The organism is Streptomyces sp. V1I1, assembly GCF_030817355.1.
Taxonomy (GTDB): domain Bacteria; phylum Actinomycetota; class Actinomycetes; order Streptomycetales; family Streptomycetaceae; genus Streptomyces.
On record NZ_JAUSZH010000001.1, the window covers coordinates 5,265,875 to 5,290,051 of the forward strand.

Here is a 24,177-nt window from a genome sequence, read left to right on the forward strand (position 1 = left end):
GTTCCAAATGATGTACCTCGCGGCAGGGGCCTTCGGGCTCGGCATCGTTGTCGGAATCGGCCTGAAGGTAGGCATCGACCACTTCAAGGCGAAGGTCCGGAACGCGCTGTACGAGGAGGTGGACGGCATCCTCAAGGAGCGCGACAAGGAGCAGTAGACGCACGAACGCCCGCCCCGGTAGCAGGGGCGGGCGTTCAGCGACGGGGAGGGCAGCGACCTCAGTGTGGCACGAGGGGCTGACAGCGGGGCAGGGTCAGGCGGGCGTCACTTCTGGAACTCATCGGCCGCCGCATGGCCGGTGTGGGCGATGGCTGCGAGCTGATCCCGTTGCGTCTCGTCAATGACGTCGGATGCGTGAGCGCCGTTGAGGAGGAGGATCACCATCTCCATGGCGACGTGCAGGGAAGCAGCGGATGTGGCGTCCGTCAGCGTCTGCCCATGGCGCATGTACAGGGCCTCCCAGTACTCGATCATCCTCTGTCGCTTGTCGGCCTCGGGGTCTTCTTTGAAGAGGGGGATCACGTCTGCGGTGTCGTCGTTGCTCATGCCGCAGTGTCGGCCAGTCGTCCCGTGCGGCGCTACCTCAGCAGTGCATAGAGAAAGGCCCCTGCCGCCTGCCCGTCGAGGGCAAGCAGCAGGGGCGGGGGTCACGGGTACTGGCGGCGGTTCGGATCGAGCGCGGCAGAGGAGAGCAGGCCGGGACTGTCGGGCGGGGGAGCCCCGTTCTTGCGGCAGATCCGCGCGTCGGGGTCGTAGTCGGGGGTCTGCCAGCTGTACCCGTCCTCGCAGCTGGCGCCGGCAGGTCCCTCGGGTCCGCGCTCCCCCGGCTCCCCCTTGTCGCCTTTCTCGCCCTTCTCTCCGGGGTCGCCTTTCTCGCCTGGTGCTCCGTCACGGCCGTCGACACCATCGGCGCCGGGGCTCCCGTCCGCGCCGGGGGTTCCGTCCGCTCCGTCGCTCCCGTCCAGGCCGTCCTCCCCGGCGCTCCCCGGAGCCCCGTCCCGCCCCGGCTGGCCAGGTTCTCCGGGAATCGACACCGGCACTTCCGCCCGCTCCGGGAGATCCTCCACGGCCTGTTCCGGGTCCGGAACCGCGGGAGTCTTCCCAGCCGCCTGGAGCTGCGCGCGCAGCACCCGCACATCGCCTGTCAGCGTGGACACGGCCTTCCCCCGCAAGTCAGCTTCTGCGGCGAGCTGCTGCTCGCGTGCCGCGGCCTCGTCGTCCATGCGCTGCCAGCCCAGGATGACCGCCCCCGCCAGAGCCAGCAGAGCAGCAACCACCCACAGCAGGTGACGGCGTCGCACGAACGCTCTCTCCGTGCGCGTCACGGTGTCCCCCCGAGCGTCGTCACCAGCAGCCGCAGGCGCGCGACTTCGAGCTCAAGCGCCGTCACCTTGGCCTCCGCGGTCGCCTGGTCTCGCTCGGCCTTGTCCCGCTCGGCGACGAGCTTCGCGGCGAGGCTGTCGTATCCGGTGATCACGTGGCCCTCCTGCTGCGCCCGTCCCGCGATCCGGGAGCCGTACATGGCTGCCAGCCCGGCCACCAGGGCGCTTCCGAGTACCCCGATGGCCGTGACGGTGGCGGCATCCATGCGCCCTCCCGGTCGTGCTGGCGGGCAGGGTCAGACGCCCTTGGCGAGGGACGCGGAGTTGGTCACCGACCGCAGGCGCGCGACGAGGCCCTTGAACAGCGACAGGACAGCTCCGACACCACCAGCGCCCGCGGCGTACCACATGCTGCCGTCGAGGGGCTGCGTGACGACGATGCCCGCGATGCCCGCCTGGAGGAACGTGGTGAGGACGCGCTCCAGGAGGTCGCGGCCGTAGGTCTTGCGGGTCTTGAGGACGGTCTCGGCATCGGGCAGGGGGAAGTCAGGCATGGCGGTCATCCATTCTGCGAGTTGGGAACGTTGGTCCGTACCTGTTCCTCGAGGGGCTCAGGCGGTGACGGTGAAGCCGCGGCGCTTGCCGAGGCGAGTGAGGGACTCCTTACCGGGGATACCGTCCGCGTCGGCACCCTTGAAGCCGCCCCCGGCCGCGGAGCGCTGCCACGCGGCATACGCGGTCTTCGTCGCAGTGCCGTAGTGCCCGTCCGCGAGCTCGCGGTGCAGCAGGCCCTCGCCGACGAGCGCGGTCTCTACGGTCTTCACCCCGTAGTACGAGATCGGCGTACCCCGCTTCGGCGGATCCAACTTGGCCGCGGCCACCAGCTTCGACAGGTCCACGACCGGCTTCGGCGTGGAAGGCTTCGTCTCCACCGGAGGCGGCGGCGTACCACCAGGGCGAGGCGCGCCGCGCTTCACCCAGTCGTACAGGGCGTCCCCCGGGCAGGCCGTGTTGTGCCCGTCGCGGTGCCCGCCGACCCAGGCGCCGGCCCCGTTCTCGCGCAGCAGCTGCCGCGCGTCCGCGAGGCCTTCGAGCATCGCGTCAGTGGGCTCGTCGAGGCCGCCGCCCTTCTTCGCCAAGAGGGCGCACACCGCGTAGTCCTGGAGGTTCAGCGCCTGGTTGCCGTTCGCCCCTGTGCGCTTGCGGACGCCGCGGCCTTCGAAGACGTGCCCGTGCTCGCAGACGAGGAAGTTGTACGCGACGTCGACGTAGCCCTCCTTCTTGTTCGCGAGGTGCGCGGCCCGGATCGCCCGTACCTGCTCGTCACACTTGTCGTGGGAGCGGCTGGCGTAGGCGGAGCCGAGGTAGTGGAACTTCACCCCGCGGGCGGCGCGGAGGTCGGCTGCGGGGGACTTGGCGGGCGCGCCCCACTGGGAGCGGGTTACGAGCTTCATCACACACGCTCCGGCCAGTGCCACGTACCGCCGCGCTGCTGGCTGGTCTCGTTGTGCGGGACGTGCTGGTTGAAGAACATGCCCTCGGGGTTGAGAACGGCGAGGGAAACGCACTCGGTGTGGGCGTCGCACTCTGGCGCGCCCGTGATGATGGCCGCGCGGCACTGCGAGGTGTACTCGCCGCCCGGGGTGCCGTAGCTGACGTAGTGGACGATCCGGCCGACGCTCGGCGCAGGTTGAGGCATGAGGCCCTCCAGGGCAGCAAAAAAGCCCCGGCCAACAGGCACGAGGCGGACAAAGTCAGGGCTTGACGAAGTAATTCGGCTGCGTCAACAGCTTCGAGAACAAGGACAGGCCAACACCGTGATACCCGGCAGCCACCCGGCCCTGCCGCGGAGCCCACGACGCGTAATGGCGTGCGGCCTTCGTCAGCAGTACCTTCGCCCCGTCGTAGTACGTGCCGGGCACGCCGTACTGCTGCGCGCCCGCTATCTGCCCGATCTGCTCGGGGCGCACCATCCACCGGACGTCCGACCAGTCCGAGGGGGACTGGGTGTGCAGCTCCTTGAGTGCCGTGCCGAGGGCGGCGTGATTCGGGTCTATGTCGAGCCAGTGGTGCGTGTACACGCCCGCGTCAGGCGCCTGCTCGCGCCTGCGTAGGAGCAGCGCCGTCGCCTGATCCTCGTCGATGTTCGGGCCCCGGTACTCCAGGTTCAGGTGGATACGATCGGTCGACAGGCCAACCTCCGCGCCCGAGCCGAGGTACTCCAGGTCACGCGCCTCGGCCATGTCCTGTGGGGTGAGCCGCTCGTACCCCTCGCGCTCCGGGTAGTGGAAGCCGCCCCACCAGCCCGACGCGAGCTCGCCGTTAACCATCCGCAGGGCCGAGGTCGTTGACCCGTCGGTGCCGAGCAGCAGATTCGCCCTACGCCCGGCGAGGACGTGATGCACGAAAGCCCAGCCCATCATCACCAGCTCGTCATCCTGGTGGCCGGTGACGAAATCAACGTCGCGTCCGGTCGCCAGAGGTATGGGATCAGCGGCAGGCGTGGTCACAGGAGCACTCCTCAGGGCATAAAAAAGGCCCCTCATGGGGGCGGGCGGATGGGGTGAGGCGCGGGTCAGGGGACTTCGTAGATGGTCACGATGAGGCTGGTGAACGCCTGCCAGGTGCCAGACCCCGCGGCCGCGCTGAGCGCACCCTGGAGCTTGATCGTGTGGCTACCGGCCGCGGCGAGAGTCCCCGTCGCCATCGCGTACACCGAGTCCCGGTCAAGGTTGTCCATCTGGTGCCGGCCGGACACGGGCGCGGTGGCCCCGTCGACGACGATCGTGCCGATCATGTCCGTGGAGGCGCTCGATGTGCCGACCGCCGAGTCAAACGACGCGTCGACCCGGTACACGGCGTTCGCGGCCTCGGTGTTGAAGGTGACCGTGGCGCCGGGGATGTCGGCCGCGGTGGTCGTGGTCCTGGTGAGGGTGGAGCTTTCCTGAGCGAAGTAGACAGTCGGCCTGAGCCGGTTGAGCTGTCCGGCAGTGACGATCTGGCCAGCGAGGATCGGCATTAGGCCCCCTTCACAGTGCGGGTCGCATCGGATCAGCGAGGGACAGGGCAGCCCCGGCGGAGTGGGCTTTGACGATGCCGTTCACGCTGCGGGCGCTGATCGTGAACGTTTGCGGCGACGCGCCACCCGAGATCGCCGAGACGCTCACCCGCTCCCCGCCGATCATCGCGTTCAGCGGGAAGTGTGTCGGGAACGCAGCCGAAGTGATCCACAGGGGGCCTGCGGTGACCGCGACCGAGAACGACAGGTCGTCCGCGTCCACCCCGGACGCCAGTTCCGACGCGTCCGTGTCCGGCCTGCCGAGGATCGTGTCTCCGACCACCCCGACCGTCCACGGATCAGCCGGGGAGCAGTAGAAGGTGATCTCCCACGCGAACTCTTTGAGCTCCTCCTCGAAGCCCTGCACCATCAGATTGAACGGGCCAGGCTCCAGAAAGTCGGGCCCGTCCGTGATTTGGATGACGTCGCCCTCCCGGATCGCGAGGACCTCGGTGATCAACTCCGGATGCTTGTGCAGCATGATCCGCACACGTTCGAAGCGCGACGCATCCCACGTGCCCAAATGGGTTCGCCACGCGGCTTGCTGAAACGTCTGCTCATCCGCCGCCAGGGACAGGGTCACCGACTCGTCGTAGATGCCGACGCCGCCGTCTTCCGGGGCCTCCACCGACATGGGGCCGGTCTCCTGCACCACCCGCGACGAGGAGCCGCCAGCGCGGCCGACCTCATTGTCGTTGCGGGTCGTCAGGTCGTCATCGACCGGCTCCAGCGGAGGCCCCAACTTCGCGTAGGGCACGACCAGCTTCGGCGTCTGGTTGTACAGAGACCACCGGTCCCGGTAGGCCAGAGCCACCGTGCGATGGTCCTCGGAGAGGATGCCCGACTCGCTGTCCGCGGCCTCACCCATCAGGCTCAGCGCCGTGTCCGGGCGTTGCGCGCCGAGGAGTTCCGGAATCGCGCCTGCGGTCTCGTGGATAACGACCGGGATGGACTCCTCACCCGACAGACGCCGCAGCCGGGTACCGGCCGACTCGCCGCTGAATCCGTGGTCGGCGAAGTTGTAGTAGGCCGTATCGATGTCGGCGAACACGGCGATATGGCCCAACCTCAAACCGTCCGCGCCAGCCGCGTACGCGGCCGGAGGGCCCACCACGTCCGTGATGCGGCCCACGGTGCCCGCGTAGGAGCCGCTGGTTGCCCCGGCGCTGCCGCCAACGCCGATCCACAACGCGTTCCAGTCGACGTTTCCGCCGTTCTGTGTGGCGTAGAGCTGCCAGCGGTTCCACTGCCCGTACAGGCTTGTGGTCGGGCCCACGATCGTGTCTACGACGGACAGGCCGTCGGCGCCGAACCCCTGGATGCGGGCCGAGGTCGCGTCGTTGAAGGAGAGGTGCCACTTTTTGACGGTGCCTGTCGACCAGTAGCCGAGCGCCATGGACTCCGCGCCCGGGCCGGTCGCCAGGAAGAACACGAACTCCGTCTGCCACTCCGTCACCCCCGCGGCCGGGGCGGGCACGCGGCCATTGAGGCGGCCTCCGGTCGACACGACCGGCAGAGCCTTCGACCCGGGCAGGGAGTCGTCGGAGCCGAAATCCAGGCCGAGGGTGTACAGCGGGCTGCCGCCGGTGAGGGCGGATGCGGCGCGGGTGGCGCCGTTCTGGTCCTCCATCGGCCAATAGGCCAGCGGCGAGAAGCTCGGGATACGCCGCCTCAGCGTGGAAGCGAGGGCTTTACGGCCCTGCCCCAGACGTCGCATGATCCCCGACGACTCGATGCGCGCCGTCACCTTGTTCCCGCTCACGTGCCAGCGGGGCTTCCACACCGGGATCTCCGTGACACAGCGGTAATGCCGGTCACTGAGGCTGGTGGCAAGGCCGATCGTCCACACCTTGCCCGTGCTGTCCGTGAAGGACGCGGCGCCGGCGGTCTGCACGGTGAAATCAGGATTGGCGACCACCGAGCCCGCGATGCCGCTACGGAGTTCGAAGGCGTGGACTTGGCCGTCTGCGGAGGGGAAGCCGAGAGCGTCCCAGCCTTGGCCGACCCGCAGGGGCGCCGTGCTGTTGAAGATGCTCGTCACGCCCGCGGTGACCACGTCAGCACCGAGCTGAGTCCACGGCCCCGAGATACTCGGGCCGGTGTAGAAGCGGCACGTGTTCCCAGCCGCGCCGTTGTCGACGTCGAGCGTCACCCGCACCGCGAGACGGTCCGACGGCGGCACGACCACCTCGGCGGTCGAATCCGTCGAGATGGTCGACGTACCCGCCGTGGACCACTCGAAGTGCAGCCGCCTGTCCCTCATGAGCAGCAGCCAGGAGCGCTGATTGCCGGTTGGGGTGCCCTTGCCGCACAGCTCCACCGAGCCGGACGCGAGCCAGTTGGTGAGGGTCGCGTCGAAGCGGATGTCAATGTCGCCGACGATGTCCAGGGCTGCCGCGTCCGGGGTGGACGCACCGGTACTGAAGCCGGCGGTGCCCGTCATGGCCAGGTGCACCGGCCCGGCGACGGACAAGCGGGTGCGGGTGTTCCGGCCGATCAGTCCGTAGTTGGCCGACATGGGGTGCCGCGGGGAGTACTTCAGGTCCGGGTTGAGCAGCCCGTACGCCATCTTCGCGGCATCCACTCGCGCGCCTGGACGCGTCCTCCCCCGCGTATGGCTGACCCCTTCCTCCATCAGGGCATCGTTCGTGGTGTCGGTCCAGACGCCGCCGATCTGCATCTCAACCTTGGCGTCCGGGACCGGCATTAGGGCCTCCCCTCATCACATTCCGAAGACTTCTTGCACGTCGCCGCCGCCGTCCTGCACGATGCGGCGGATCAGACGCCGGAACTCCTCCGGCCCGGACAGCACGATCTCCACCCGCTGGCGCCTGCCGCTCGCCGCAGCGCCGCCGCCCCCGGGGAGCGCCATGCCGGGCACCGCACCACCCATCGACAGGCCCAACGGCGAGCCCGCAATCGCGCTCTGCGCACCCGCGAGCACCGACCCCACGGCGCTCTGCACCTTCCCCTCACCGCTGGCGATACCAGCCGCGAGAGCCTGTGAGATGGCCTGTCCGGAATAGAGCGTCCAGCCTTTACCGCTGAAAGGTCCCTCTTTCGCGGGCGAGAACGGCAGCAGGTTCCGGGCCTTCGACAGCACGCCACTGACCGCGTCCCCGACACGGCCGGCCATGTTCTTAATGCCGTCGATGAAGCCCCGGATCAGCGCCTTCCCCGACTCGAACAACCGGCTGCCGAGGTTGCCGAGCGCTGACACGGCCTTACCCGGCAGCTCGCGGACCTTCGCTACCGCCTCCAAGACCTTCCGTGCGATCGCGTCCTTGAGCCTGCCGCCCGCCTCCTGAGCCCGCTGCCCCAACTTGCTGGCGAAGCTCGACAGAGCCGCCCACGCCTTCTGTGGGAACTGCGTGAGCCATCGGACGATGGTGTCGATCGCGCCCGAGACCATCCGCTTCGCCGCGTCCCACGCCCCGGAGAAGTCACCTTGCAGCAGGGCGACGATCATCTGAATGGCGGGGATGACGACGGTCCTGATGACCGCCGCGAGTTCGTCCGCGAACATTGCGGCCAGCTTCGCGATCAGCTCAATCAGCGGCTGAATGAAAGGCATCAGCTCCGTGAGGAGCTTGGTCGCCAGGTCACCGAGCGTCTTGATGAGCGGCGCCACGGCAACTAGCAATTCACCGAAGATCCCGCCGAGTTGGATGAGCGTCGGCGACAGCGCAATGATCAGGTCGCCGAGCATGCCGATGAAGATGACGAGTTGGTCGCCGATGGTCTTCGCGAGGATCGCGATGATCGGCGTTAGTCCGGCAATGATCGGGGCCAGTGTCGCGCCGAGGGTCGTCGCGATCTGAGAGATGACCGGGGCGAGAGCCACGAACACCTTGTTCAACGCGTCGAAAAGAGGCGTCAGCGCGGGCAGGAGCGCGGCGACCAGCTGCCCGATCACGGGGAGCAGCGGCGAGAGCGCCACCAGCAGTGCGCCAACAGCCTTCGCGGCTGCTTCCAGTACGGGACCAAGCGCCTTAATGATCGGGCCGAGAGCCGCACCGAGCGCCTTGACCACGGTCTGAATAGGCGGGCCAAGAGCCGTGAACACAGGGGCGATGCCCTGCAACGCGCTGATCAACAGCGGGGCGACCGTCTTCGCGACCACCGCCATCGTCTGGAAAATCGCCCTGAGGCCGTCCTGCACCGCAGGCGACGCGAACGCCGCGGCCAGCGCCGCGGTGATCTGCTGGAGTACGCCAATGAAACCGCCGCCGGACGCCTGCGCCGCAGTGAAGATGGAGCCGATGACCGAGAAGACGTTGCCCGCGATGTTGGCCAGCTGGCCGATCAGGGTGATGGCCTGCTCGATGGCCTTCTCCATCGCCCCGGATTCGAAAGCCTTGGAAATCTTGTCGGCGATGCCGTCCATGGCGGTCCCGACACCCGCCGTGAGGCGCGCAAAGGCCGGGGCCGCGGCGGCCGCAACCTGCGTGAGGCCCACCGTCAGCTGCCCGGGGATGCGGGACAGGTTCTTCAGGCCGGCGGTGGCACCGCCGATGGCTTGGCCGAGCGTGCCGTTCTTGCCCATGCGGACCGCGGCGTTCCCGACGCCCTTGCCCATGAGGTTGAGCGCGTCAGCGGTCTGCGTCAGGCCCTTACGCAGGTGCGGCAGGGTCGCCGACGCCATGTTCTTAGCGAGCGTGTCGAAGCCCGCGAACAGCCTGTCCTGCACCTGCTGCTGAAGCTTCTTGAACTCCGGCGCCATCTCCTTGATCGCTATGGCGAAGGCTCGCGCGTTCGGCGACAGTTTCTTGATCGCCTCGTTGAACGCCTCGGGATTCGACGTGTCGAAAGCGGCCTTCACCGCATCCCCGACGCCCTGCATGCCCAACTTGAGCGTCTGGGTGGCCAGCAGCATTGCGAAGATGCCCGTAGCCGCCAGCCCGGCCGCCGGCGCGATGTTCGCGATCGTCGCGGCCAACCCAGCAGCCAGCGGCGCCGCAGCCCCGAGCATCGCCGCGATACGGCCCACAGACATGGCGACGCCACCCAGACCGCCCGCCATGCTGACGAGCCGGCCGAGGCTGAAGTTGAACCGGCGACCCTCCCCGTCCGCGGTCCGCAACCCGGCCGCGAGCTGCTCGCCCATAGTGGCGAACCTGCCGTCGAGGTGCCTGATCCGGCCCTCCACGTCGCGCTGGAAGCCACGCATACGCAGCTCGGCATCCGACAGGCCGCGGCGCATCCCCGAGTCGTCCGCGCGGAGGAAACCGGTCAGAGTGCCAATGGTCATGGACGACACGAAGACCCCCCTTAGCTGTGCAGTGCGGCGCGGATCTGCTCGTCGTCGTCGATGACAGCCAGCTGCTTGCCCGCGACCTTGCGGAAAATCGCCTCAGCAGAGAGGCCGGACAGCAGGGCCCAAAACTCGCCGCGGCCTATGCGCGCGAGGTCTTGCGAGCCGATCCCGTACTCCCGGCGGAAGTCCGCGCGGACCGCCCACCAGTACTCGCGGACCGCTTCTTGGGCGCGGCTCGCCTGGCGGCCCTGTTCTGGCCGCTCGGGGCTTTTCCCTCGGCCTCCTCGGCGCGCACGGCCTCCAGCGCCTCGGCGAAGGAGATGTCACGCCCCGCGCCCTGCGCGCTGGCCCACGCGAGGACGGTCTTCAGCTCCAGCAGGCCCATGCCCTTGTTGCGCCACTCGTCGAGGACGTCGACGCCGAACAGCAGGGCCAGGAGCTCGCGAATGTCGGTCTCTGCGGTCGACTCGGACAGCTCCTGGGCACGCAGCTCAAGCGCCAGCGGAAGGTCCGCCGGGACGGGCACGGTGACGCCGCGGATGACCGTCGTACGGCCGCTCCGGGCCTGCTCAGCCCAGAACGCATCGAAGCTGTCCGCGGGCGCCTTGCGGGCGCGAGGCGCGGTCATACCTTCGCCGCCGTGGACGACGCACCTGACCGGGTGACCGTGACGGACCAGGTGACTTTCTCGTTCGTGCCGGCGCCCTCTTCGCCCATCTGAAAGTTCGCCTTGGCCCATACCGTCCACGTGGTGTCGTCCTTGTGGGCGAAGCGGAAGCCGGTGTTGGACGCGTCGCCGAGCCGCTCGGACTGCGTCTCCACCATCAGCTGCCCGGCGTCGATCGCGCCGGTGGCAGAGTCCCGCAGCCGCTTGCCTTCCAGCTGCATCGCCTGCCCGATCTGCATGTTCTGCGATTCGGCCTGGCCGTTGCTGCCGAAAGTTGTCGTATCGGCGGTCTCGTATTCCTTGGACTTGGAGAAGGTTTCGATGCCCTTGGGGCCGATCGACGTCCACACCCCCGGATTCAAATAGTCCTCGATCTGGAATACGACGTCTCGGGCGTTGTACTGCTCTGCTGCCATCTCTTCCTCCGGGCATGCGAAAGGCCCGTCACGGTGTTCGTGACGGGCCAGAAAGGGGGTGGGGGGACTACACGCGGTGCTTCGTCAAATGCCGGACGCTCAGCTGGTAGTTGCAGCTGTGCTCATGCCGGTTGTTCTCGTCCACGCCCATCGACGCGGGCACGGCCTGGAGGGCGTAGCACAGGAGCAGATGGGTGCCGTCGGGGAGAGTGAGCGTGCCGAGGCCCTCCAGTTCGTTGAAGATGGCTTCCGCGCGAGTGCGGGAGGTGCGCCGGTCACCGCGGCCGCCACGGGTGCGCACCTGTAGACGCGGCTCGCTGTAGCCCGACAGGCTGTCCGGCTCCGGACCCCCGTACAGGGTCAACACGACGCACTCGTCAGGCTCCGGCGGCATCTCCTCGAGGAAACAGTCACCGCCGGCCACGTCGGGTTCGTAGGCCACGAGGCCCTGGCTTTGGAGGTGACGGGCCAGCCCGTCCAGGAGGTCAGCCACGGAAGAACCTCCGTAGCGTGACGGCCATCATCCGCAGCACGATGTCCCGTTCGGACATCATCGGGTCTTCCAGATACTTGGCCTTGCGCCCGGGCAGGTGCTTCCAGGTGAGCTCCTCGTGCTGCCGGACGGCATACACCGTGTCGTAGGAGATCGCCCCATCGAGAGGGCCGTTCATCACGACTTTCCCGGACCTCTCCAAGGTGGATTCGTCCAAGGGGACCTGCTGCTTGGACACCTTGAGGACGTGCTCCAGGCCCTTCTCCAGGCCCTCCGAGGCGAGTCGGCGGCCGCGGCTGGTCCACTGAAGTCGGGCGTTGCCGGGCTCGAACCGCGTGTACTGCGGCACCGCACACCCCCTCAGATGAGCTGCACTTCCAGATGGTCAGGAGTCGGCAGCCCGCCGCCGTGATGGTCCAGGACGGCGATGACGGTCGTCTTCCTGCCGCTGGGGAGGGTGACCCTCGACTTGGCGGGGATCGTCACTCCCCGTCGGGCGTAGAAGGTCGACATGGAGGTGACTTCCTCCCCGGTCGGGCTCCGTACCAGGCGGGTCTTGTCCTCTGCGAAGCACCGGACCGTGAAAGCCACCCCGTACTTGGGGCCGTTCGCCGAGTTGCCCTCGTACGCCTCGACGGTGACCTCGTGCCGCAGCCACATGCCAGGCAGCTTCACGACGACACCATCCCCAGAACGAAGATGTCCGGCGTCAGATCCGGGCTCCGGAGGCTGTCCCACACCTTGTCAGCGATCTGCCGACCCGGAGCATCAGCCCCAGACACGGCAGTCACCGAGCGGCCGAGCTTCGCGGAGCCAAGCTCCGCCGTGCCCCAACCGGCCCCGGCGGCGCCGGTGGTGTCGCCGGTCTCGTCGCCCCACTCGGCTTGCGCACACGTGGCGTCCGCGAAGGCCTGGAGTACGAGCGCGTTGGTCGGCATCCCGGTGACGCTGTCGGCGGCGAACCAGCAGTACTGGAACACCTTGCTGTCGAGCATGCGGGAGGCGTCCGCGAGCATCTTCGCGATGTCCGCGGGCGCGGCCAGCCCGGTGTACGTCACGTACTGCGCCGAGGTGGCGTAGATCCGGGCCATGGCCACCCCCTACGCAGACGCGCCGATGATCAGGATGTCGTACGTGACGCCCGTACCGGCACCGGAGTTGGCGACCTTGAGCAGGTCTGTTGACCCTGCCGCGACCGCGTACCCGGTAGCGTCCGCCGCGCCCGCCATGACGCCCATGCTCGCGCCCGGGCGGAGCGTCACAGTGCCCGTAGCGCCGAGGAGCGCCGCCCACGCGGTCGCAGCAGCGTTGCCGACGATCACATTGTTCGTGTTCGCCGCGGCCGCACTGATGAAAAGCCCCTTGATCCGCACGAACGTCAGCGCGACGCCGAACGCATCGGTGAGCACACCCGCGAGGTCAAGATCCTCAGTCGCCGACGCCCCCAACGTGCGGGTGTCCGTGAACCGGAGGTCGGCCTTGCCCACCGCGGTGCCCGTGTCGAGATGGACCGTCCGCCGCCAATTGAGTTCGTCGGACGGTGTGGAGAGGTCCCCAGCCTTCGTGTACAGGCCGCTCGCAGACATGCTGAAGTCACTAGTCAGAGGCATCAGCTGTCACCCCCCTCACGTAGCGACGACGTACGGCACGAACTGCTTTGCCGTCGGCGTCGCGATCGTGGCCGGAGCCGTGGCAGCCAGCGCAGAGCCAGAGGACTGGGACAGGTTCCGCTCACCGGTGACGATCGCCGGGGCCGCGCACGCTCCGAGGAGGGTCGGCACGGTGGTCGCCTTGACCATGATCGCAGCCCAGTAGATGCCCGACTTCGGCACCGTGTACGCCGAGGCGAGCGCCAGCGTCTTGGTGGTGTTCGCCGCCCAAGCAGTCGACGTCTGGTCCGCGGTCTGTGCGAGCAGCGCGGGAGTAGCGGCGTCGCTGTACAGCGCGAACCACCAGTTGACGGGAGTGCCGGCCGCCGTCGCTCCGGAGCGGAACGACAGGTTCGTGATGACGTCCCCAGCGTGCAGGTAGATCGGCACGGACGTCATGACCTCGGTGACGAGGGCGACCTGTCCGGTGTCGCCGGCGGAGTCGTACAGGCCGTGCCGCGGCTGGTTCCGGCGGAAGAACGTGTCTGCGCCGGAGGGGTCGGACAGGTTGAAGTGGGCGAGTGCGTCGCGGACGTTGCGCCCGTAAGCGCCGAGCTGCGTCATGACGCGCTCCTCTCGGTGATGGTCTTGCGGTTCTTGCCGTCCCGCTCGGCGGCGATGACGCGGGCCTGCTCGTCTTCGTCGACGTCGGCGAGGTGGGCGAGGACTTCGGAAACGTCGTGGTTGCTTGGGTCGAACGGCTCGTCGTCGCTCGGCTCCTGCTCGCGCTCCTCGGTGGGCTCGCGCTCGTCGAGCTCCTCGACGACGTAGCCCTGCGAGCGGAAGTAGGCGACCTTGCGGAGGTTCGCGTCCTGCGCGATCTCCTCGCGCTCCGCCCGCTCCTTACGTCCCAGCTCCTTGCCCTCAGGCAGGTCCGGGAGGACAGGCGCCTCAATCTCGGCGACGCCGTCAGTGAAGTTGACCCCGGCGGAAACGCCAGTGAACCCGATGACGGGCGTGCTGATGCGGTACCTCATGCTGCTCACTCCCCTCAGACCACGTCGATGCCACGGAGGACGCCCGCAGCCTTGGTGTTCTTCACGACCATCGCCGCCGGGCCCATTTCGATCTCGCCGGTCTTGACCGCGCCCGCGGTGCTGAAGTCGGGCAGCCACGTCTGAACCAGCGGGTTGCCCGCGGCCGATGCGGCGTGGACGGAGTCCAGACCGAAGGTGATCGCGTACAGGTCCGTGCTGGAGCTGGAAACCGGGATGATCGGCGCGGAGCCGTCGAGGCGGTCGCCGATGTCGACGAGGGTCCAGTCGCCGTACCGCATGATCGTGCGACCCAGGTCGTCCTTGGCCTCGGTGTAGATCCCAGCCCACCGGGCCAGCGCCTTGAAGCGGGTGATGCTCTTGGTGTTGCCCAGGATGGCCTTCTGGCCGGGCGGCAGAGCACCGATGGTGCCCGCGTCGCCGCCACCGGTGTGGGACGGGACGATGCTCGACAGCCACTCGTCGACCTCGTCCAGACGGGCCATGGCGAGCGGCTGCGTGATGACAGTCGCCGCGGTCCAGTCCGCGACTACGGCGGTCTTCTCCGTGGTCGTACCGGTGAGGATCTTCGACAGGCCATCGAAGCCGTTCGCGTCCACAGCGGTGTCGCCGAGGATCAGCTCCTGCGCGAAGCGGATCGGGATCGACGTCTGGAGCTGCTGGAGCTGGAACGTGACCTCGTTGGTGGCCGCCTGCCCCAGGTTCTTCAGGACACGGTCGAGGGTGAAGCTGCCACCCATCGGCTTGAGGTTCACCGATGCCTGCGCGCGCGCTGCCTGGCCGGGCGTGTACTCGGTGTTGATCGCGCGGAAGCCGGCGGGCGCGGCGGAGGTGAGCCGCGTGTAGGCGTAGGTGAGGCTGCCGCCGTTGGTGCCCGGGGTAACGGTGTCGTCGAACACCATCTGGTCGACCAGCCATGAGCTGCGGCGCAGGTTGTCGATCACGGCGTAGTCAACGTCATTCGCGGCGTTGACCTGCGCCTGGGCGAGGGTGATGGGCATGGGTTGCTCCTAGGTGTCAGCCGCCGCCGAGGGCAGCGGCTACGGCAGATCCGAGAGAGGTGGGGCGGCCTGTTGTCCCGGGTCCACCGGGGAATTCGCCCCCGCCCCGCCTCGGCGCCTGGCCTGTGCGGAGCTGTGCGTTTGCCTCGACGGCCGCCTTGATCGCGGTGTCGAGCTTGTCTGCGAAGTCGTCTGCTGTGGGGTCCAGCCCCTTCACCGACTCCAGGAACGACCGACTGTCCAGCAGCGCGGCCGCGTTCGCTTCGTGCTTGCCCGCAGCCTTGTAGGCAGCGAGCTCGATCGCCTGCGTACGCGCGGACTCCGCGAGTGCGGCGAGGCGCGTATCTTTCTCCCCGAGTTCGGCGGCGAGCTTGGCCGGGTCGGGAGTCTCGTCGGGCTTGAGAAGTCCGAGGTCTTTGAGGAGCTGCTCGCGGGCTTCCGTCGCGGCGTTCTCCTTGGCGACGGTGCGCGCCTTCCCCGCCTCGGCGCGCGCGTCCGTGATGACCTTCGCGACGGGTGCGGGGAGGGATTCGACCTTGCCGTCCCATTGGAAGCTTGCCCACGGGTCGGCCGCAGGCGCAGGGGCCGGCGGTGTCGGAGCGGGCGGTGTCGGAGCGGGCGGGGCGGGGTTACCGGCGGGCGGCGCGGGCGGGTTGCCACCGGACCCGGCGCCGCCCTCGCCGCTGCCACCCGCGATGGCGTAGATCAGCGAGCCGTTGCGGCGACGGCCAAGAACCGTCCCCGCGGCGTGCATGGCGAGCGGGTGGCGGAAAGGGAGCGTGTGCATGTGCCCTCCAGGGGCGCATCAGGCCCGCGCCTGGCGGGCGTTCTACCGTGCGGAGCCGATCTGCTCGCGCTGCGGTTTCCTGCGGATGTGCTCGTGTGCCGCGACGTGCTCGCGCGCTGCCTTCTGCCACGCGCGGACCTTCGCCCCGGCCGCACGTCGGGCCTGCTCGTCGATGGCGACCGACTGGCGGCGCTTCCACGCGCGGATGTGACGCTCGATCTCCCGCTGCCGCTGGGTGTCCTCGTACGTCGTGCCGGGCGTCGCATGGTGCGGCGGCCGCGTGGTCACGCCTGGGAGGTACGCGGACAGCGAGTGTCGACAATTTGGATGGAACAACCCCTGCGCGCGCGCCTCCACCAGTGAGCCCGCGACGTGCACCGCGACCGTGCGGGTCGGCTCGAACAGCCCGGACGGCTGGATCGTGTGCTCAGCCCGGATGGTGCGCGGGCCCGACTCGCTGCCGAGGGTGAGGATTTCGCCCTCCCACGGGCGGCAGAGCGGGCACTCCAGGGGCGCATCGGAGACGATGACCAGGCCGACGCGGATCTCCGCGAGGGCATCAATATGCCCTTCGATCGCAGCGCGTGCGGTGACGGACCGGACGGCCATCTCCGCGTACGCCGCGAGCTCCCAAGACCGGCCGGCCGAGTCGACGAAGCCGGTCACCCCGCGCTGCGCGAACTGATCCAGCGCCCTTTGGGACGCCTGCCTGCGGGTGAGGGAGCCGAGGAGCGTGGATGTCGAAGCACGGGTCACGATCGACCGGTACACGTCGAGCACAGCGCGCGTGATGCGCACGTACAGCGGCCGCGTATCGCTCGCGTACGACGCTGCGAGCCGGTCCACCGCAGCCGCGTTCGGGAGGACGCGGCGCGCCTGGAGCTCACGGCCAATGTCCAGCCCGCCGAGCTCTGCCACAGCAGCCTGTCGGCCGCGCCCGTACGCCTCAGCGAGCGCCCGGGCTACGGCCCCGTTGGCGTCGGTCTGGAGCGCGTCGGTGATTGCCTCGATGGCCTGCCGCAGGTCGCCGATACTGCCGAGCTTGATCTCAGCCCAGCGCGGCGAGTCGATTCCCTCGGCGAGCGCTGCCCGCAGCTTGTCGAAGATCGCAAGCTCTGCGTCCTCGTACAGCAGCGTGATCGCGGCAGCGAGGTCTTCAGCGAGGGTCGGGGAGACGGGCATCAGTCCGCCTCCCCACCACCCTCACCGAACCCCGGTGCCCCGGGTCCTTCGGCGCCGGTCATCGCCGGATCGTTGACCAGCGCCCCGGTCTCCTTGAGGATCCGGTCCGTCTCTTCCTTGACCGCGGCGTCTTCCCACTCCGGATGTACGTAGCGGACCTTCATCTCTGTGGACATCGCCTGCGCGCGGGAGAAGAGCTCCACTGTGGTGGCCTTCGTCTGCGCGTCCTCGGAGACCGAGTCGGCCAACTCGATCTGAGGCCGCTCCGCCGCCACGCTGGAGAACCCCAAGCGCTTGTCCAGCTGGAGCACAACGTCTGCCAGGTCGCCAAGGCCGGGCAGCCAGTAGCCGCCCTTCTGGTCGCTGGTGAGCAGCGAACTCCGCTCCTGCGACACAACTTCGGTCGCGGTGATGGCCGTTGAGTCGCCGAGGCCGAACGACTGCGCGGCGTAGCCCGCGGATTCCACGGCCTTGCGGCTGAAGGACCGCCACGACTGCTCATGCTCGGCGACACGGATCGCGAACTGGACCAGGGTCAGGCCCTCGCCGCTGGTGGGCGAGGCGTTGATCTCGGAGTAGAGCTCCTGGTCTTCGTCGAACGACGCGCCCTTGCCTGGCCCTTGGCTGGTCAGGAACCCGGAGGGGATGACGAGACGCGCCTTCGCGAGCCGGATGTCGCGCATCCACGACGTGTACGTCTCGTCCAGGCTCATGAACAGGTCGCGGATTCCGTCGTGCTGCCAGTCGCTGCGCCCAAGCATGCTGCCCCGAAACTTCCGATTGGGCCTCATGTTCGGAATGTAGACGCAGGTCAGACCCTGCACGCCCGTGGTGATGGTGTCGCCGGGCCCGTCAGCGTCGAGCGACTCGGCAATGCCCTCAGTGTCGGGGCTCTCCGTGAGCGGCACCCGCATACCGAGGTTGATCAGGGTGCCCTCGTACAGGGCGTGCAGGATCTTCCCAGGCTCATGGCGTTCCAGGTGCCGCAGCACCGTGTTCCCGCTGCGCGCGACCTCCCGCCACAGCGTGATGCCAGTCATGACACCGAACTGCCAGTCGGGCAGGACCCCGTCGGCGTGCACGGCCGTGATGAGGGGCCGCTTCGCCAGGTCCTGGTTCCAGGTGGCGCGCAGGGCGACGCCGCCGAGTGCTGCGGATACCTCGGCTGCCTCACGGAGCGTCGAGTCGAGCCCGCCCGCTTCGGCGATCTGTGCCCACCGGTCCTGCGCCGTGTCGTTCTCGAACGTCCATGTGGGCGCCTCGGCGAACAGCAGCGCCGCACTCTTGGCGGCGATGTCGGCCGGCAGTGGGACGTGCAGGCGGTTGTCTCGGCGTCCGACTGGCCGGGGGCGTTCCCAGAATCGCCAGGGGCGGCCGTTGCCGTCACGCTCGTTGTTGCCGTTGTCGTAGCCCTGCAACGAGTACACCTTGCGCAGCTTGGTCTTGTCGCCGGCGTACCAGGCGTCATCGATGCGCATGTCCGCGAGCTGTGCCGCGTACTGCTGAGGGGGCCATGCGGTGTTGTTCTCAGGCAGGGGCATCGGGCGCGTCCTCCTGCCTGGCGTTCTCGATCTCGTCGGCCATGGCGCGCAGGAAGCCGGGGAGGTCGAGGGGCTCGGCCCGCGCCTCGGTGCCGGTGACGTTGATGTCGAACTCGATCTCGCCTGCCTTGAACATGTCGCCAGAGGTCCCGACGCGCATGAACACGGGCACGGTCGCCTTTGCGGGCATTACGCGGCCTCCTCGTAGTCGATCAGGCCGCGCCACTCGTGCGCGGTGGAATGCAGGGCATAGCGCAGGGCGTCCGCGGAGTGGTCCTCGAGCTTCAGCGGCTTGTCCTCGCCTCGCTCAGCGGCCTTCTCATCCCATGCGTAGCCGGGGAGTTCACCGAGCAGGCCCTCACAGGAGCGGTGGATACGCAGCAGCCCGGAGCCCAGGGCGACACCGACGGAGCGGATCCCGTCGAGGACGTCGTTGACCGCTGGGGCGATGTTCGGCACCTTTTCGCTCCACAATTGGTTCATGAAGCTCGCCGCGGAGGGGTCCACGAAGATCCAGGCGGGTTGCACGCCGCGCCCGTTCCCGATCTCGCCCGGCCGGCGGACGTTGGCCAGCCACTGGCGGACGTCTGCGGAGTACTGCGCGTCAGTCTGCTGCCGGAACGAGCGCACCGAGTCGTACCGGTACTCGGACACGGCGTACAGGTGATCGTCCTCGCCATGCCCGATCAGCACTGCCGAGAACGGGTTCACGGTGCCGTAGTCGATGCCGACCGCGGTCCAGCGCCTCATGTACGGCAGCAGGTCCACGACGTGCCGGTCCTCGTCGAACATGTCGTAGACAGCACCGCTCGCCAAGCACCACTCGCCGAGGATGAACCTGCGGTACCAGAGCCCCGTGTACTGCCTTTTCAGCCGGGCGACCATCTTCGGGTCAAGGCTCGGGTTGTCGTCGAGGGTGAAGTGCCAGTGATGCAGGCCCACCTCAGCGCCGCGCAGCACGAAATCCTTACGCAGCCAATGGAACGGCCCATCCGGGTTGGTCGTGGCCAGCAGCCTCGACTTGTCGCCGACGCGGAGCCGGGACAGCAGCATCATCCAAAACGCGTGCGGCACGAGCGTCGCCTCATCCACGTAGGCGAGAGCGATCGTCGCACCGCGGATCCGGCCCTCAGCGCGGGCATCGGACGCGCCCACGAGGTGCACCGTGCGGCCGAGGATGACGGCCGTCGTTGAGCCGGTGGTGTGCTTGACGTGCTTGGCCAGGGGGCCGAACAGGTGCGTCGACTGCAACGGGTCAAGGAGGTTCCGCTCGATGGTCTGGAGCGTCCTGCCCACGATGACGATCAGCCCATGATCGGGTGCTACCGCGACGCGCAGCAGGAACGCCAGCAGGCTGGCGATGGTCTTGCCGCTGGACACTGCCCCCGACCACAGCGCTATCGGCGCATCCTGCGACTCGACGATCGAGCGGATCTGCGCCGGGGACAGGGGCAGGGGGACGTCACGGAGCATCACCCGCCCCCTCGTTCATGGCGTCGTACGCCGCGGTGAGGCCAACGGCGAGCCGGCCGAGCATGCTCGTGGCGTCGTCGACTCCGTTGTTCGTGTCGAGGGCTTCGAGACGCGCCGCTGCTGTCGTCGCGGTGCTGATGCCGGTGATCAACGCCTTACGGTCCTGCGCGGGGAGTCGGTTCGTCTCGTAGCGCACGGGTGCGCCCATGGACACTTCGACAAGGTCGTACGTGTCGTCCTTGAGGTACGTGAGGTCGTCCTCGGCGACGTCGTACAAGCCGGAGATGATGCCGGCGCGGCGTGCTTTGGAGTCGATGACGCGGGCCTGCGTGGCTACGGCGGTCATGGTGCGGTCGAAGTCGAGGCCGAGCTCTTCGGCGAGGACGCTGATGGTGCGCGGGCTGCGCTTGAGCTCTCTCGCGATGGCGTTGCGGCCTTTGCCTTCGGCGTGCAGTCGGCGGACGTCGGCGCGGGTCTTGTCGGTGACGGGGTTGGTGTGCTGGTTTGCCCCCACGGGTCACCTCCGGGCATGAGGAAGCCCCGCGCAGTTGGCGGGGCTTCGGCTTACTGCTGGGGCGGGTACTGGCCCGGTGGCGGCTGGTGGCCGTACGGTCCGGGCGGTGGCCCGTACTGCTGCGGCGGGTAGGCCTGCGGCGGCGGCTGGTAGACCGGCACCTTCGTCACGGTCTTGCGTCCCATGGCTGCGGCGATTGGCCATCCGGTGATGGCCCACAGGCCGCAGGTGATGATCGATAGGAAGACGTGTAGTCCGTGGTTTGCGCCGCGGCGTTCGACGTAGCGCTGTGACTTGCCCATTGCCGGTCCCCCCTTGGAGCGGTGGGGGCCAGCGTTGCACGGGGGTGAGAGCGGCGTGAAGGGATCGGGGAGGTTCACCGTTTCCGGGCACGCCAGATCTGCGGCCCATGGTGAGGCACGATCGCTCGGATTGCAACTACAGACGTAGTGAAGCCCCGCCTGGGTGGAAGCAAGCGGGGCCCCGGGGGCGGCGACTCAGCGACCCGTATATCTCGGGACGCACCTACCAAGTGCGCGTGGGCCCTCACTGAGCCGTCGCCGGATCCGTCACGGTACGCGCGGTGTTGGGGCGGGGGAAACCCCTGTGCATGGCGAAGCCCCTGCCGACGGGGGGACGAACGGCAGGGGCTCCAGGTTTCACGCTACTCGCGGGCGCTGACAGCGTCGGCGTCTTCCGCTGTCACCAGCGCCGCGTTCCGGGCGTCGTCCTCGGCGTCGAGACGCGCCTCACCGGCCTGGTCCATCTCGGTACAGCTCGGATGCGCTGATCACGTCGTCGATGCTCATGTCGTCGTAGTCCTCGCTCATGGTGGCCATCATCCCTTCTTCGGCGTGCCCGGGACGGGCTTCTTCTTGGTCGGGTAGTAGCCGCCGCGGGACGCTTGATACGTCGTCTCGTGTCCCTTCAGGCGCGGGTCGTCCTTCTCGATCTTCGGTCGCTTGAGTGCCATGCTGGCGGTCCTGTCTCCTGATGGGTGATGGGACCGGGGCGGTCGGGATGCCTGGCAGCGATCGGCCGCCCCGGGGTCTTAGGCGCGCGGCACGTGGTGCCGGCGGTGCTGCTCCGTGGGGTCGGTGATCTTCACGCCCCACTCTTCGCGCTCCACCTGCGGACTGTTGTTGGTGTTGGCGTTGGCGTCATGACCTGCACCAACAACACCAACAGGGCCCGGGGGAGGGGCAGGGGAGGGGAGCGGCGGGAGGTCATCGCGGTGGACGCCGGTGGTGTTGCCCACCCCACGCACCCGCACGCCATCGCGCACGGGCACCCCGGCGGAGGCGAGCAGCGCGCGCACATCCGCAGGCGTCCACGCGCGTGCGGTCTCGGCCTCCAACTCGGTGCGCAGCGTGGACAGGTGGACGCCCTTGCGGTCGCCGACCAGCTCCCACACCAGCTCGATCACGTCGTCGGGATGCCACTCTTCGGGCTGCTCGTCGTCGTCCGGCTCGGCGTCGGCTTCGGGGGAGCGGCCGGCCTGGTGCGCGACGAACAGGCCGACGCCGAGGGCGATCCACATGAGCCAGCGGTGCACCGACAACGCGGTGACCGCGACCGAGCCGACCAGGCCGAGGAGGATCCAGCGGGCGACCGCCTCGGACCGCTCCCCCGGCCACAGTGCCGGGCCCACGCCGCGGGCGATACGCGCACTCCCCCGCGCGATGTTCTCAACAGGCCGTGATGCGTTCACTGGATCAACCCCGCGTACCAGGAGCCCAGCACGTTGACCAGCGATGCGAGCGGCACCGCGGCGAGCCCTGCGATACCGCGGGACAGGCCGAGGCAGATCCCTGCCAGGACCCCGAGGCCGGTCTGGGCTTTGGGGATGCGCTTGGACCACAGGAACTGGCCGACCATGACCGCGGTGAGGATGGCGTAGACCGCGTAGCCGCCCGGGGTGAGGACTACGGGTGCGGCGCGGGTGACGGAGGGGCTGGAGCCGCCGACGCCGTACACGAGGTAGAGGGTGCCGATGGTGTCGCCGGACCAGAGGCTGAAGCGGGTGATGAGGCCGAGGAAGCTGTCGCTGCTCGCGGCGAGGACGGCGAGGATGCCGTACGACATGGCGAGCGTGAAGGGCAGCAGGCCTTTCCAGTCGCGCGAGCCTCCGCCTCCTCCGCCCTTGCCTCCGCCTCCTCCGCCGGCCTTCTTCCACCAGCGTTGGACGACGAGGGCGACGATGATCGTGCCGAAGGTGATGCCGCCGAGGCTGACGGCGGGGCTGCCGAGGTTCATGTGTGGCTCCAGATCGCGGCCACGTAGACCACGGCGGCGGAGATGAGGGCGACGGTGCGCACCGCGGGCAGGAAGTACGCGCCGGGGGTGCGGCGGGGTGCGATGGCGACGAGACCGGCAGCGCCGATGATCGCGAGCATGCCGAAGACGATCAGTCCGAGGATCATGTGAGCCGCCCTGTCGCACTGGTGGCGCTCGGGTAGTACTCGGCGAATGCGTCGGCGTGCGCCACGAGGCGCGCGGCGGTGGCGCGGAGCTCGGCGCACCAGCGCGCCGCTGTCGCATCGTCGGTCATGGTGTACGCGGGCCGGGCGTCGTCGATGGCTTGACCTGCGGCGCTGAGTTGGCGCATGGCGCTGTGGGTTTGCGCCGCGCGTTGCGCGATGCGTGCGCTTGGTGTCTCGGGTGGTGCGTCGAGGGCTTCGAGGTCGCGGCGCACGGTGTCCTTCGAGACGTTCAGTTGCGCCGCGATCTGCCGGTTCGATGCGCCGGTCTGCGCCAGTTGGCGCACTGTGGCGCGGCGCTGATCCACTGTCGGTGATCCGGTCACGGTGCTCCTCCTGGAGCGGAAGGAGGCCGGGCCCGCGGGGGGATGTTCGCGAGCCCGGCCGGTCTGTGGGGTGGTCAGCGCTGGCGGGCCTGCTGCTTGAACATCTGTGCGCGGACGCTGGCGCCGCTGGCGAAGTCCTCGGCGCAGGCCTCGACCGTCGCGGGCGCGTCAACAATGGGGTTAGGGCGGGGCTGCGCGGGGCTGGGCTGCTCCGGGGGCTGATCGGTAACCTCAGGCATCGGGCCTGCTCCTTCGATCGCTTCGAGGTGGGCCCCTGGCCCCGGCCGGGCTCTCACACACCGACCGGGGCCGTTTCTGTTGGGACACGAGACCGAGGGGCGGCCTCACCGAGTCCAAGCTAAACCCTAGGGTTGAGGCGATGCAACCCTAGGGTTTAATCTGGGCTCAGCCGCGCTCTCAACGCGAGAAGGGAGAGCGGGAGTGGCAGACGAACCCGAGGAGGTGAAGCGGCTCTTGGAAGCCATCGAGGCGTTCGAAGCCATCGAGGACGACGCCACCTGTGCGGGCGCAGTGTCGAGGCTGCTGGAGCAGTGGCCGGATCATCACTCTCGTCTGCGTGAGATCAGGCAGAAGCGTGTTCAGGCGCTGAAGGCGCAGGGCAAGACGTGGGCGGAGATTGGGGTGATCCTCGGCGGGGTGACTCCCTCGCGTGCGCAGCAGATCGGTGCTGGGCTGCGTGGGGTCAAGCGCCCGCCGAAGAAGCCGGCCGAGGAGTAGCCCGCGCACAGCTGAGCCCCCGGCCGTCATGGTCGGGGGCTCACCGCTGCTTCGGGCCTGGCTTACTCAGTGAGACTGTGCCGGGCTGATCACGTACGCGTACGCCTCAGCCAGGTTCTTGAGCGCCTCGGCGGCGTTGCCGGGGTTCAGCTTCGGTGCGGCGTCTGCTGCGGCAGCGATCTGTCGCAGGAGCGCGTCGCGGGCTGCGTCTTGCGGGCTCTTGCCCTCTTCGGTGTTGCTCATGTTCCCTCCGCGCTGTTGGGGTTGTGACCACCCTG

At 68.7% G+C, this 24,177-nt stretch carries 36 protein-coding genes; 2 read left to right on the forward strand and 34 right to left on the reverse strand.

The annotated features are described in order from the left end of the window. The first annotated feature begins 7 nt into the window (after window positions 1-7). Window positions 8-157: a hypothetical protein gene (locus QFZ67_RS24780; protein WP_307663270.1), complete on the forward strand. Its 150-nt coding sequence runs from the start codon at window positions 8-10 to the stop codon at window positions 155-157. A gap of 107 nt (window positions 158-264) precedes the next feature. Here the strand turns inward: QFZ67_RS24780 and QFZ67_RS24785 are convergent, their stop codons facing one another. From QFZ67_RS24785 to QFZ67_RS24945, 33 genes are all read right to left on the reverse strand, one after another. After that, entirely contained in the window at window positions 265-546 is a 282-nt protein-coding gene (locus tag QFZ67_RS24785) for a hypothetical protein (protein WP_307663271.1), read from the reverse strand. A 101-nt stretch (window positions 547-647) separates the two neighbouring features. Continuing rightward, a complete protein-coding gene (locus QFZ67_RS24790; protein ID WP_307663272.1) occupies window positions 648-1,301 on the reverse strand; it encodes a collagen-like protein in 654 nt (217 codons plus the stop codon). 20 nt (window positions 1,302-1,321) lie between these two features. Next, window positions 1,322-1,588 carry a hypothetical protein gene (locus tag QFZ67_RS24795; protein ID WP_307663273.1) on the reverse strand — a complete coding sequence of 89 codons (267 nt, stop codon included), beginning with the start codon at window positions 1,586-1,588 and terminating at the stop codon, window positions 1,322-1,324. A 30-nt stretch (window positions 1,589-1,618) separates the two neighbouring features. Further along, window positions 1,619-1,876: a hypothetical protein gene (locus QFZ67_RS24800; RefSeq protein ID WP_307663274.1), complete on the reverse strand. Its 258-nt coding sequence runs from the start codon at window positions 1,874-1,876 to the stop codon at window positions 1,619-1,621. A gap of 57 nt (window positions 1,877-1,933) precedes the next feature. Beyond that, window positions 1,934-2,776, reverse strand: a complete 843-nt coding sequence (locus QFZ67_RS24805; protein ID WP_307663275.1) for an N-acetylmuramoyl-L-alanine amidase — start codon at window positions 2,774-2,776, stop codon at window positions 1,934-1,936. Further along, window positions 2,776-3,021, reverse strand: coding sequence for a hypothetical protein (locus QFZ67_RS24810; protein ID WP_307663276.1), 246 nt, complete (start codon window positions 3,019-3,021; stop codon window positions 2,776-2,778). The genes QFZ67_RS24805 and QFZ67_RS24810 overlap by 1 nt, the downstream gene beginning before the upstream one ends. Window positions 3,022-3,076: 55 nt before the next feature. Further along, entirely contained in the window at window positions 3,077-3,832 is a 756-nt protein-coding gene (locus tag QFZ67_RS24815) for a PIG-L family deacetylase (protein WP_307663277.1), read from the reverse strand. 65 nt (window positions 3,833-3,897) lie between these two features. Further along, window positions 3,898-4,341: a hypothetical protein gene (locus tag QFZ67_RS24820; RefSeq protein WP_307663278.1), complete on the reverse strand. Its 444-nt coding sequence runs from the start codon at window positions 4,339-4,341 to the stop codon at window positions 3,898-3,900. Window positions 4,342-4,351: 10 nt separating this feature from the next. Beyond that, the gene (locus QFZ67_RS24825; RefSeq protein WP_307663279.1) at window positions 4,352-7,087 is read right to left on the reverse strand and encodes a hypothetical protein; all 2,736 of its coding nucleotides are present in this window, start codon (window positions 7,085-7,087) and stop codon (window positions 4,352-4,354) included. 15 nt (window positions 7,088-7,102) lie between these two features. Next, window positions 7,103-9,631, reverse strand: a complete 2,529-nt coding sequence (locus QFZ67_RS24830; RefSeq protein WP_307663280.1) for a hypothetical protein — start codon at window positions 9,629-9,631, stop codon at window positions 7,103-7,105. A gap of 145 nt (window positions 9,632-9,776) precedes the next feature. Beyond that, a complete protein-coding gene (locus QFZ67_RS24835) occupies window positions 9,777-10,265 on the reverse strand; it encodes a hypothetical protein (RefSeq protein ID WP_307663281.1) in 489 nt (162 codons plus the stop codon). Beyond that, a complete protein-coding gene (locus QFZ67_RS24840) occupies window positions 10,262-10,720 on the reverse strand; it encodes a phage tail tube protein (protein WP_307663282.1) in 459 nt (152 codons plus the stop codon). Before QFZ67_RS24840 ends, QFZ67_RS24835 begins: the two co-directional genes overlap by 4 nt. A 67-nt stretch (window positions 10,721-10,787) precedes the next feature. Continuing rightward, complete coding sequence (locus QFZ67_RS24845) at window positions 10,788-11,213, reverse strand: minor capsid protein (RefSeq protein WP_307663283.1); 426 nt, start codon at window positions 11,211-11,213, stop codon at window positions 10,788-10,790. Further along, entirely contained in the window at window positions 11,206-11,562 is a 357-nt protein-coding gene (locus QFZ67_RS24850) for a hypothetical protein (RefSeq protein ID WP_307663284.1), read from the reverse strand. Before QFZ67_RS24850 ends, QFZ67_RS24845 begins: the two co-directional genes overlap by 8 nt. An 11-nt stretch (window positions 11,563-11,573) precedes the next feature. Then, window positions 11,574-11,888 (reverse strand): hypothetical protein, encoded by a 315-nt coding sequence (locus tag QFZ67_RS24855; protein WP_307663285.1) that lies wholly within the window; start codon window positions 11,886-11,888, stop codon window positions 11,574-11,576. Continuing rightward, window positions 11,885-12,304 carry a hypothetical protein gene (locus QFZ67_RS24860; RefSeq protein ID WP_307663286.1) on the reverse strand — a complete coding sequence of 140 codons (420 nt, stop codon included), beginning with the start codon at window positions 12,302-12,304 and terminating at the stop codon, window positions 11,885-11,887. Before QFZ67_RS24860 ends, QFZ67_RS24855 begins: the two co-directional genes overlap by 4 nt. A gap of 9 nt (window positions 12,305-12,313) precedes the next feature. Then, window positions 12,314-12,823, reverse strand: coding sequence for a hypothetical protein (locus tag QFZ67_RS24865; RefSeq protein ID WP_307663287.1), 510 nt, complete (start codon window positions 12,821-12,823; stop codon window positions 12,314-12,316). Window positions 12,824-12,838: 15 nt separating this feature from the next. Continuing rightward, window positions 12,839-13,426 carry a hypothetical protein gene (locus QFZ67_RS24870; RefSeq protein ID WP_307663288.1) on the reverse strand — a complete coding sequence of 196 codons (588 nt, stop codon included), beginning with the start codon at window positions 13,424-13,426 and terminating at the stop codon, window positions 12,839-12,841. Then, complete coding sequence (locus tag QFZ67_RS24875) at window positions 13,423-13,839, reverse strand: hypothetical protein (protein ID WP_307663289.1); 417 nt, start codon at window positions 13,837-13,839, stop codon at window positions 13,423-13,425. Before QFZ67_RS24875 ends, QFZ67_RS24870 begins: the two co-directional genes overlap by 4 nt. 14 nt (window positions 13,840-13,853) lie before the next feature. After that, window positions 13,854-14,858 carry a major capsid protein gene (locus tag QFZ67_RS24880; RefSeq protein WP_307663290.1) on the reverse strand — a complete coding sequence of 335 codons (1,005 nt, stop codon included), beginning with the start codon at window positions 14,856-14,858 and terminating at the stop codon, window positions 13,854-13,856. A gap of 16 nt (window positions 14,859-14,874) precedes the next feature. Beyond that, window positions 14,875-15,645, reverse strand: coding sequence for a hypothetical protein (locus tag QFZ67_RS24885; protein ID WP_307663291.1), 771 nt, complete (start codon window positions 15,643-15,645; stop codon window positions 14,875-14,877). A gap of 42 nt (window positions 15,646-15,687) precedes the next feature. Continuing rightward, entirely contained in the window at window positions 15,688-16,827 is a 1,140-nt protein-coding gene (locus QFZ67_RS24890; protein ID WP_307663292.1) for a phage minor capsid protein, read from the reverse strand. Then, a complete protein-coding gene (locus tag QFZ67_RS24895) occupies window positions 16,827-18,368 on the reverse strand; it encodes a phage portal protein (protein WP_307663293.1) in 1,542 nt (513 codons plus the stop codon). Before QFZ67_RS24895 ends, QFZ67_RS24890 begins: the two co-directional genes overlap by 1 nt. Next, window positions 18,355-18,558: a hypothetical protein gene (locus QFZ67_RS24900; protein WP_307663294.1), complete on the reverse strand. Its 204-nt coding sequence runs from the start codon at window positions 18,556-18,558 to the stop codon at window positions 18,355-18,357. The genes QFZ67_RS24895 and QFZ67_RS24900 overlap by 14 nt, the downstream gene beginning before the upstream one ends. Beyond that, window positions 18,558-19,841 carry a PBSX family phage terminase large subunit gene (locus QFZ67_RS24905; RefSeq protein ID WP_307663295.1) on the reverse strand — a complete coding sequence of 428 codons (1,284 nt, stop codon included), beginning with the start codon at window positions 19,839-19,841 and terminating at the stop codon, window positions 18,558-18,560. The genes QFZ67_RS24900 and QFZ67_RS24905 overlap by 1 nt, the downstream gene beginning before the upstream one ends. Continuing rightward, on the reverse strand, window positions 19,831-20,355 hold the full coding sequence (locus QFZ67_RS24910; protein WP_307663296.1) for a helix-turn-helix domain-containing protein: 525 nt from the start codon (window positions 20,353-20,355) through the stop codon (window positions 19,831-19,833). The genes QFZ67_RS24905 and QFZ67_RS24910 overlap by 11 nt, the downstream gene beginning before the upstream one ends. Window positions 20,356-20,405: 50 nt before the next feature. Continuing rightward, entirely contained in the window at window positions 20,406-20,540 is a 135-nt protein-coding gene (locus tag QFZ67_RS24915; protein ID WP_307663297.1) for a hypothetical protein, read from the reverse strand. 653 nt (window positions 20,541-21,193) lie between these two features. After that, window positions 21,194-21,328, reverse strand: coding sequence for a hypothetical protein (locus QFZ67_RS24920; protein WP_307663298.1), 135 nt, complete (start codon window positions 21,326-21,328; stop codon window positions 21,194-21,196). A gap of 78 nt (window positions 21,329-21,406) precedes the next feature. Beyond that, window positions 21,407-22,006, reverse strand: coding sequence for a hypothetical protein (locus QFZ67_RS24925; protein WP_307663299.1), 600 nt, complete (start codon window positions 22,004-22,006; stop codon window positions 21,407-21,409). A gap of 56 nt (window positions 22,007-22,062) precedes the next feature. Then, complete coding sequence (locus tag QFZ67_RS24930; protein WP_307663300.1) at window positions 22,063-22,611, reverse strand: hypothetical protein; 549 nt, start codon at window positions 22,609-22,611, stop codon at window positions 22,063-22,065. Further along, window positions 22,608-22,778, reverse strand: coding sequence for a hypothetical protein (locus QFZ67_RS24935; RefSeq protein WP_307663301.1), 171 nt, complete (start codon window positions 22,776-22,778; stop codon window positions 22,608-22,610). The genes QFZ67_RS24930 and QFZ67_RS24935 overlap by 4 nt, the downstream gene beginning before the upstream one ends. Continuing rightward, a complete protein-coding gene (locus QFZ67_RS24940; protein WP_307663302.1) occupies window positions 22,775-23,161 on the reverse strand; it encodes a helix-turn-helix domain-containing protein in 387 nt (128 codons plus the stop codon). The genes QFZ67_RS24935 and QFZ67_RS24940 overlap by 4 nt, the downstream gene beginning before the upstream one ends. Window positions 23,162-23,235: 74 nt before the next feature. Beyond that, window positions 23,236-23,400 carry a hypothetical protein gene (locus tag QFZ67_RS24945; protein WP_307663303.1) on the reverse strand — a complete coding sequence of 55 codons (165 nt, stop codon included), beginning with the start codon at window positions 23,398-23,400 and terminating at the stop codon, window positions 23,236-23,238. 202 nt (window positions 23,401-23,602) lie between these two features. Between QFZ67_RS24945 and QFZ67_RS24950 the strand changes: the two genes are divergently transcribed. Beyond that, entirely contained in the window at window positions 23,603-23,899 is a 297-nt protein-coding gene (locus QFZ67_RS24950; RefSeq protein WP_307663304.1) for a hypothetical protein, read from the forward strand. A 66-nt stretch (window positions 23,900-23,965) separates the two neighbouring features. On the opposite strand, the gene QFZ67_RS24955 is transcribed toward QFZ67_RS24950, so the two are convergent. Continuing rightward, the gene (locus QFZ67_RS24955; protein WP_307663305.1) at window positions 23,966-24,142 is read right to left on the reverse strand and encodes a hypothetical protein; all 177 of its coding nucleotides are present in this window, start codon (window positions 24,140-24,142) and stop codon (window positions 23,966-23,968) included. Between the last annotated feature and the right edge of the window lie 35 nt (window positions 24,143-24,177).

Coding starts and splice junctions, on each gene's coding strand:
- QFZ67_RS24780 (WP_307663270.1), top strand. CDS start 8: ATGATGTACCTCGCGGCAGGGGCCTTCGGGCTCGGCATCGTTGTCGGA.
- QFZ67_RS24785 (WP_307663271.1), bottom strand. CDS start 546: ATGAGCAACGACGACACCGCAGACGTGATCCCCCTCTTCAAAGAAGAC.
- QFZ67_RS24795 (WP_307663273.1), bottom strand. CDS start 1,588: ATGGATGCCGCCACCGTCACGGCCATCGGGGTACTCGGAAGCGCCCTG.
- QFZ67_RS24800 (WP_307663274.1), bottom strand. CDS start 1,876: ATGCCTGACTTCCCCCTGCCCGATGCCGAGACCGTCCTCAAGACCCGC.
- QFZ67_RS24805 (WP_307663275.1), bottom strand. CDS start 2,776: ATGAAGCTCGTAACCCGCTCCCAGTGGGGCGCGCCCGCCAAGTCCCCC.
- QFZ67_RS24810 (WP_307663276.1), bottom strand. CDS start 3,021: ATGCCTCAACCTGCGCCGAGCGTCGGCCGGATCGTCCACTACGTCAGC.
- QFZ67_RS24820 (WP_307663278.1), bottom strand. CDS start 4,341: ATGCCGATCCTCGCTGGCCAGATCGTCACTGCCGGACAGCTCAACCGG.
- QFZ67_RS24825 (WP_307663279.1), bottom strand. CDS start 7,087: ATGCCGGTCCCGGACGCCAAGGTTGAGATGCAGATCGGCGGCGTCTGG.
- QFZ67_RS24830 (WP_307663280.1), bottom strand. CDS start 9,631: ATGACCATTGGCACTCTGACCGGTTTCCTCCGCGCGGACGACTCGGGG.
- QFZ67_RS24835 (WP_307663281.1), bottom strand. CDS start 10,265: ATGACCGCGCCTCGCGCCCGCAAGGCGCCCGCGGACAGCTTCGATGCG.
- QFZ67_RS24840 (WP_307663282.1), bottom strand. CDS start 10,720: ATGGCAGCAGAGCAGTACAACGCCCGAGACGTCGTATTCCAGATCGAG.
- QFZ67_RS24860 (WP_307663286.1), bottom strand. CDS start 12,304: ATGGCCCGGATCTACGCCACCTCGGCGCAGTACGTGACGTACACCGGG.
- QFZ67_RS24865 (WP_307663287.1), bottom strand. CDS start 12,823: ATGCCTCTGACTAGTGACTTCAGCATGTCTGCGAGCGGCCTGTACACG.
- QFZ67_RS24870 (WP_307663288.1), bottom strand. CDS start 13,426: ATGACGCAGCTCGGCGCTTACGGGCGCAACGTCCGCGACGCACTCGCC.
- QFZ67_RS24875 (WP_307663289.1), bottom strand. CDS start 13,839: ATGAGGTACCGCATCAGCACGCCCGTCATCGGGTTCACTGGCGTTTCC.
- QFZ67_RS24880 (WP_307663290.1), bottom strand. CDS start 14,858: ATGCCCATCACCCTCGCCCAGGCGCAGGTCAACGCCGCGAATGACGTT.
- QFZ67_RS24885 (WP_307663291.1), bottom strand. CDS start 15,645: ATGCACACGCTCCCTTTCCGCCACCCGCTCGCCATGCACGCCGCGGGG.
- QFZ67_RS24890 (WP_307663292.1), bottom strand. CDS start 16,827: ATGCCCGTCTCCCCGACCCTCGCTGAAGACCTCGCTGCCGCGATCACG.
- QFZ67_RS24895 (WP_307663293.1), bottom strand. CDS start 18,368: ATGCCCCTGCCTGAGAACAACACCGCATGGCCCCCTCAGCAGTACGCG.
- QFZ67_RS24900 (WP_307663294.1), bottom strand. CDS start 18,558: ATGCCCGCAAAGGCGACCGTGCCCGTGTTCATGCGCGTCGGGACCTCT.
- QFZ67_RS24905 (WP_307663295.1), bottom strand. CDS start 19,841: ATGCTCCGTGACGTCCCCCTGCCCCTGTCCCCGGCGCAGATCCGCTCG.
- QFZ67_RS24915 (WP_307663297.1), bottom strand. CDS start 20,540: ATGGGACGCAAGACCGTGACGAAGGTGCCGGTCTACCAGCCGCCGCCG.
- QFZ67_RS24920 (WP_307663298.1), bottom strand. CDS start 21,328: ATGGCACTCAAGCGACCGAAGATCGAGAAGGACGACCCGCGCCTGAAG.
- QFZ67_RS24930 (WP_307663300.1), bottom strand. CDS start 22,611: ATGAACCTCGGCAGCCCCGCCGTCAGCCTCGGCGGCATCACCTTCGGC.
- QFZ67_RS24935 (WP_307663301.1), bottom strand. CDS start 22,778: ATGATCCTCGGACTGATCGTCTTCGGCATGCTCGCGATCATCGGCGCT.
- QFZ67_RS24945 (WP_307663303.1), bottom strand. CDS start 23,400: ATGCCTGAGGTTACCGATCAGCCCCCGGAGCAGCCCAGCCCCGCGCAG.
- QFZ67_RS24955 (WP_307663305.1), bottom strand. CDS start 24,142: ATGAGCAACACCGAAGAGGGCAAGAGCCCGCAAGACGCAGCCCGCGAC.